Consider the following 6,383-nt stretch of genomic DNA (forward strand, 5'->3'; position numbering starts at 1 on the left):
CCGCTGGAAGGACCGTAACAAGTGCGTGCAGATACCCTTGTTTCCCGGTTACCTGTTTGTCCGCATTGACCTGAAGAACCGGTTGCAAGTGCTCCGCATTCCGGGGGTCGCCGAGATTGTCCAGTTCATGGGTGTTCCCGCCCCTTTGCCGGAGCGAGAGATGCAAACGCTCCGAACCGGGCTGGCGGCGAACCTTCGCGCCGAGCCTTTCGCCTACTTGAAGGTTGGACGCCGCATTCGCATCCGCTCGGGCGTGCTCGAGGGCGCGGAAGGCATCCTGGTGCGCAAGAAAAGCTCGCTGCGCCTGGTTCTATCCATCGACTTGATCATGCGCTCGGTGGCGGTTGAGGTGGATGCCGCTGACATCGAGCCCATCCCCGACAACGCCGGCAGGTGGCGCGCCGGCCATAGTTCCGCGGACCATCATTTACCCGTTTCCAACTGATTCGCCATCCCCAGAGGACCCTTATGCATTTGTTCCGCTCACCTCGGCTGTTCCGGCGTGCGACTCGAACCTCGATTGCCGTGCTGGCGATCGCAATCGCGACAGCCGCGGCGCAAGCGCAGTCGGCTGAGCCATTGAAGAACGGACCTGACCTCACGGCAGGGCAGATGGAAGCGCGCGCCACGGTTTCCTACTCTCCTGACATCATCATCCAGGTTCTGCGGCAATACCCGGCCTTGGCACTCCAGGTAAAGAAGTTACTCGTAGAGAAAGCCTACGAACAGGGGCGCATGCTGGATCCCGAAGACCTGCGAGACGACGTTCTGTTCCGCCTGATTCGCGAAGACGAGAACATCCGCGTCATGGCCACACGTGAAATCGAGGATCGCGGTTACATCAAGCTGCAACCTACAGTCCAGGAACAGCAGGCGCAAGCCGCCCGCATGCAGTCCCGTCAACAGTTGGAAGCGGGCAGAATCCCTGGCAATGGTCGCGTTCCATCGACGTCGCCTCGTGGTAATGGCAGCGGGGACGATCAGTTCCCGGAATCGCCTTCCGGACAGCCTCAGCCTCGGCCGTCTGTCCCTTCTGACCAACAGCCGCAGCGCCGCGTAGATCGTGCCCTGGTGGAGAGCGATACGCCAAGCATGGCTCCCATCAGCCCCGATCAACTGCCGCAGCTGTTCAGCGGCGGGACGATTGGCGGTGTCACGCCGGCGTCCTCCATGGAGCGAGAGGGGTTAGCCGCACAAGCGAGCCGCAATCCCGCGTCGCTCGCCAACGTCGCCGGTATGCAGCAACAACTGGCAGCCGGTTCCGCGCCTTCGGTGGTCGATACCGAGCCCCCGCAACAGGCGGCGCTGGAGGTCCGTCCACGTCCCGCGACCGGGGCCTATGCTTCGCCATCCTATGAGCGTCCCAGCATCCGCAGGCAGCCGAATCCGTATGCTGACGTGCCGTCTCTGTACGACCTGTATTCGCAGGTGCAGCGCCACAACCCAGCGCTCGACCGTTTTGGAGCGGATATCTTTACCAACGGGACCGGCAATTTAGATGAACTGCCAATGGACCTGCCGGTCGGTCCCGAGTACGTTATTGGGCCCGGCGACGGCTTGAAAATTGAAATCTGGGGCAGCATCTCCCAGCGCCTGATTCGCAACGTCGATCGCGAGGGCCGCGTCGCGCTGCCGGAAGTCGGCACGGTGATGGTCGCGGGCAAGACCCTGGGAGACGTGCAGCGCCAAATCCAAGGCGTGCTGCGCAGCCAGTTCCGTGAAGTCCAGGCCGATGTTTCCCTGGCGCGCCTCCGCACGGTCCGCATTTACGTGGTCGGTGACGTTCGCCGGCCCGGGGCTTACGACATCAGTTCTCTGTCCACGCCGCTGAACGCACTCTACGCGGCCGGCGGGCCGACCGCCCGCGGCTCCTTGCGCGTTCTGAAACACTATCGTGGCAAACAACTGGTGCAGGAGATCGATCTTTACGACCTCCTTCTTCACGGCGTGCGTGCCGACATCATTGCCTTCCAACCGGGAGACACGATCCTGGTTCCTCCTATTGGGCCCCAGGTCACGGTGGAGGGCATGGTGCGGCGCCCCGCCATCTACGAGCTGAACAAGGACAACAATCTGGCGCAGGTGCTGGAACTGGCGGGCGGCGTTCTTCCTTCGGGCACGCTGCGTCATATCGAGGTGCAGCGCGTTCAGGCCCATGACAAGCGGGGAATGCTGAGCCTCGACATTCCGGAAACCAATGACCAGACAACGACGCTGCGCGCGATGGAGCAGTTCGTCGTTCAGGACGGCGATCACATTCGCATCTCGCCCATCCTGCCGTACTCTGAAAAAACTGTTTACCTCGATGGTCATGTTTTCCATCCAGGTAAATACGCCTATCGGCAAGGCATGACGGTGGCGGAGCTGATTGGCGATTACCACGCGCTTCTTCCCGAACCTTCCCGCCGCCATGCCGAGATCATTCGCCTGCACTCGCCCGATTTCACACCCGAAGTGCTGACATTCAACTTGGGCGATGCCATGGCCGGCAAAGGCGAAGTCCCCGTTCTGCAGCCGTTCGACACGGTCCGCATCTTCGGCCGGTTTGATTTTGAGGATGCTCCCCGCATCACGATTGCCGGTGAGGTGCGCGATCCCGGCGATCATCTCACCAACGGTGAGACCCATGTCAGCGACGCCGTTTATCTGGCCGGGGGAGCAACCGTCGACGCTTCGCTGGCGGATGCGCAGATTTTCCGTCGTGACGGCGCCACCAGCCGCGTCATCAGCATCAATCTCGCCAAAGCTCTGTCGGGCGATCAGGTGCAGAACGTTCTGCTGCAGCCGAAGGATCGTCTCATCATCCATGCCAACCTGGCGAAACTGGATCCGTCGCGGGTGACCATCGAGGGCGAAGTCGCCAATCCCGGAAAATATGTTTTAGGCAAGGACCTGACTGCCGCCCAGCTGGTCCGCCTGGCCGGTGGCTTGAAACGCGGCGCCTACACGCAGTCGGCGGATTTGACCCGCTATGTCATCCAAAACGGCACGCGGGTTCTTGGTGATCACGAGGAGGTACCGATCGGCCGCGCTCTTTCCGGCGAGGCCGATACCGACGTCCGCCTGCGCGATGGTGATGTCCTCACCATTCGCCAGCTGACAGGATGGAAAGACGTGGGTGCCTCCGTCACGCTCAGGGGCGAAGTCGGACATCCGGGAACCTATGGGATTCGAGACGGCGAGCGCCTCAGTTCCGTGCTCGAGCGAGCTGGCGGGATCACCCTCGGTGGCTATGCCCGTGGCGCCATGCTGATGCGCGAATCGGTTCGCATCATTCAGGAGCGCGGCCGGCAGGATCTTATCCACCGCATGGAACTGGAGCAGGGCAACCTTAAAGATGTCGCCTTGCAGCAGTACCAGCTCACGGTGGACACCCTGAAGAACACCCCGGTTGCCGGCCGCGTTGTCATCCATATCAGTCGCGACATCTCGGCATGGAAAGACACGCCGAATGATCTCGAACTCCGCGCCGGCGATGTTCTGGTCGTCCCGAAAGAAGGCCCGACTATCATCGTCAGCGGAGAAGTCAACAATCCGACCAGCATCTCTTACCGTCCCGGCAGAAGCGCGGAATGGTACCTGAGCCAGGCCGGCGGTCCGACTCCGTTGGCGAACAAGAAAGGCACGTTCGTAATCCTGGCAGACGGTTCTGTACTGGGCGGTTCGTCGGGTGCATGGTGGAAGGGAAATGCGCTGTCGACTGCACTGCACCCTGGAGACACGGTCGTCGTGCCGCAGCGCGGCATCGGTGGTGTGAATTGGAAGAATATCTTCCAGGTCGCACAGATTGCTTCTTCGCTGGCGGTTACGTTCCGAGTTTTGGCGAATTACTAGGTGATTATGGGATTCTGTTCCCTTTATCGCAGCCGGGGTCAAGGCTTGTGGGCAGGTCTGCTGTTGATCGCCCTTACGGCGCTGCCATTGTCTGCTCAGGAGTCGCATCCAGTGCCGCCGCCACCGCGCTCCGTCGATACTTGCACCGACTTAACGGGGACGGAACCGGTTCCCTGTCCAGGGCAACGCCCGGAACAAAAGCACAGGCCTGCGCTGCCGCAATCAGTTGCTGCCCCAACCAGCGCTGCGCGCCCCGAGCCGGAATCGTCCGTGTCAAAGTCCGCGCCGCTCGCCGCGACAGCGCGCCCGCAGCCGGTGCCAGTGTCGGTTGCTGACGGAAACAAGAATCCGGGAGTTCAGCCAGATCAAGCCCGCCCCACGGCGGAGCCTCGATTAATTCCAGCCAGCTCTGCCGGGTGTACAGACTTGTCCGGCGAGTACGCCGGTTCCTGTCCCGCGCCCGTCGCCGCTCACACAGTGCGAGCTGTTGCGGTTACAAAGCATCCTGCCGGGTGTACGGACTCATCCGGGGAGCCGACTGGTTCCTGCCCGGCTCCGGCGGATCGCAGGGTTCATGACCATGCCGAACAGAGCGTACGCTGGGAAGCGCGCACTTATGTGCGAAACCTCATCGAGGGCCAGAAGGATTTTTGGACCGCGCCCTACCGTGTGCACACGCGAGATCTGGATTATCTGGTGCCGTTTATCGGGATATCGGCCGGACTCATGGGCGCCGATCAGGACATCCAAAAACGGCTTTCGACCAGCACGTCCTTCATCAAGCAAAGCAACAACTTCGCGAATTATGGGGCCGCGGCCATGGCGGGAACGGTCGGCGCGGCCTGGGCCTGGGGACACTTCACGGGCAATGATCACCTGCGCGACACCGGCATGATGGCCGGGGAAGCCGCAGTGAACAGCTTCCTCATCACGTACGCGATCAAGAGCATCGCCGGACGCCAGCGCCCCTACGAAGGGGACCACACGGGTACGTTCCGAGCCGGCGGCAGTTCTTTTCCCTCCGAGCACGCGGCCGCGGGATGGTCGATCGCTACCGTTTTCGCGCAGCAGTATCCCAGTCCTTTCGTGAAGCTTCTGGCGTATGGCGCGGCCACCGGCATGACCGCCGCGCGTGTGACCTCGGGCAAGCACTTCGCCTCCGATGCTTTCGTCGGGATGGGGCTGGGTTATTTTCTTGGCCGTCAAGCCTACTCCCGTCATCGTGATTCCGAATACGACCGCGCCCGCTACGGCACATTTGTTCGCACCAGGGAGGGCTCGCCTCCCGACCCGGGCGAGATCGGCTCGTCTTTCGTTCCTGTCGATAGTTGGGTGTACCCGGCGTTCAGCCGCCTGGCCGCGATGGGCTACATGCCGACTGCATTCGCGAACCTGCGCCCGTGGACGAGAATGGAATGCGAACGGCTGTTGCAGGAAGCGGGTGACCGCATCCTGGCCGACGATCGCGGTGCTGGCGAGGCCCGCCGTTTATACGATCAATTGAGGGCGGAGTTCGTTCCCGAGGCGCGCGTCTATGCGGGGGAGCGTAACCGGAGCGCCACCTTGGAGTCGGTTTATACGCGCATCACCGGCATCAGCGGCCCGGTCATCCGCGACAGCTACCACCTTGGCCAAAGCATGGTGAACGACTACGGCCGCCCGTTTGCGGAAGGTGCCAACCTGATTTCGGGCGTGACTAGCCATGCTGAAGTGGGGCCGCTGACCTTTTACGTGCGCGCCGAGTATGAGCACTCGCCTTCATCGCCCGCGTTGCCGCTGGCGGTACGGCAGAACATCGCCAGCGTCGACGTGACGCCGCTACAGCCTGCTGTCCCTTTTGCTGCGGTGGACAGGCTGAGAATGATCGAGGGCTACGCCACCCTGAACTGGCACAACAACCAGATTTCCTTCGGCAAGCAGGACATGGTGTGGGGGCCGGGCGAAATGGGGCCCATGTTGTTCAGCAACAATGCCGAGCCTTTGTACATGCTGCGCTGGACGCAGGGCAACCCCTTCAAGCTTCCCTGGCTCTTTAGCTACCTGGGACCGGTGCGCACAGAGTTTTTCATTGGTCGTCTGGCTGGGCACCACTTTCCGCCGAATCCATACATCGACGGACAGAAGATCAGCTTCAAGCCAACCGAGAACCTGGAGCTGGGATTTTCCAAGGTCACCGTTTTTGGCGGCGGCGGCTTGCCGATCAGCTGGCACCGCTTCTGGAAGAGTATCGCCAGCGCCGGCGATCATCCCGGCCTGACCCAAGACCCCGGGGACCGCCGCGGCTCCTTCGATTTCAGCTATCGCGTTCCCAAGCTTCGTAACTGGCTGGTGCTGTACACTGACTCGCTCGTCGATGATGATCCCTCGCCACTGGCCGCGCCAAACCGCGCCGCTTGGAATCCAGGCATCTACATGCCGCGTATCCCGGGCTTGAAGAATATGGATTTCCGCGCCGAGTACACCTACACCGATGTTCCCGTTCCCGACAGCGTTCGCGGCACATTTTTCTATGCCAATACCAACTTCCGCGATTCCCACATCAATGACGG

At 61.8% G+C, this 6,383-nt stretch carries 3 protein-coding genes; all 3 read left to right on the plus strand.

Going from position 1 to position 6,383, the window contains the following annotated elements:
• The coding region (locus tag VFI82_16595; GenBank protein ID HET7186305.1) for a transcription termination/antitermination NusG family protein at positions 1-445 on the plus strand (445 nt) is incomplete at its 5' end.
• 23 nt (positions 446-468) lie between these two features.
• Complete coding sequence (locus VFI82_16600; GenBank protein ID HET7186306.1) at positions 469-3,834, plus strand: SLBB domain-containing protein; 3,366 nt, start codon at positions 469-471, stop codon at positions 3,832-3,834.
• Positions 3,835-4,452: 618 nt separating this feature from the next.
• A partial coding sequence (locus VFI82_16605) for a capsule assembly Wzi family protein (protein ID HET7186307.1) occupies positions 4,453-6,383 on the plus strand: 1,931 nt, incomplete at its 3' end.

Source organism: Terriglobales bacterium (assembly GCA_035691485.1).
Classification (GTDB): Bacteria; Acidobacteriota; Terriglobia; order Terriglobales; family Acidobacteriaceae; genus JAIQGF01.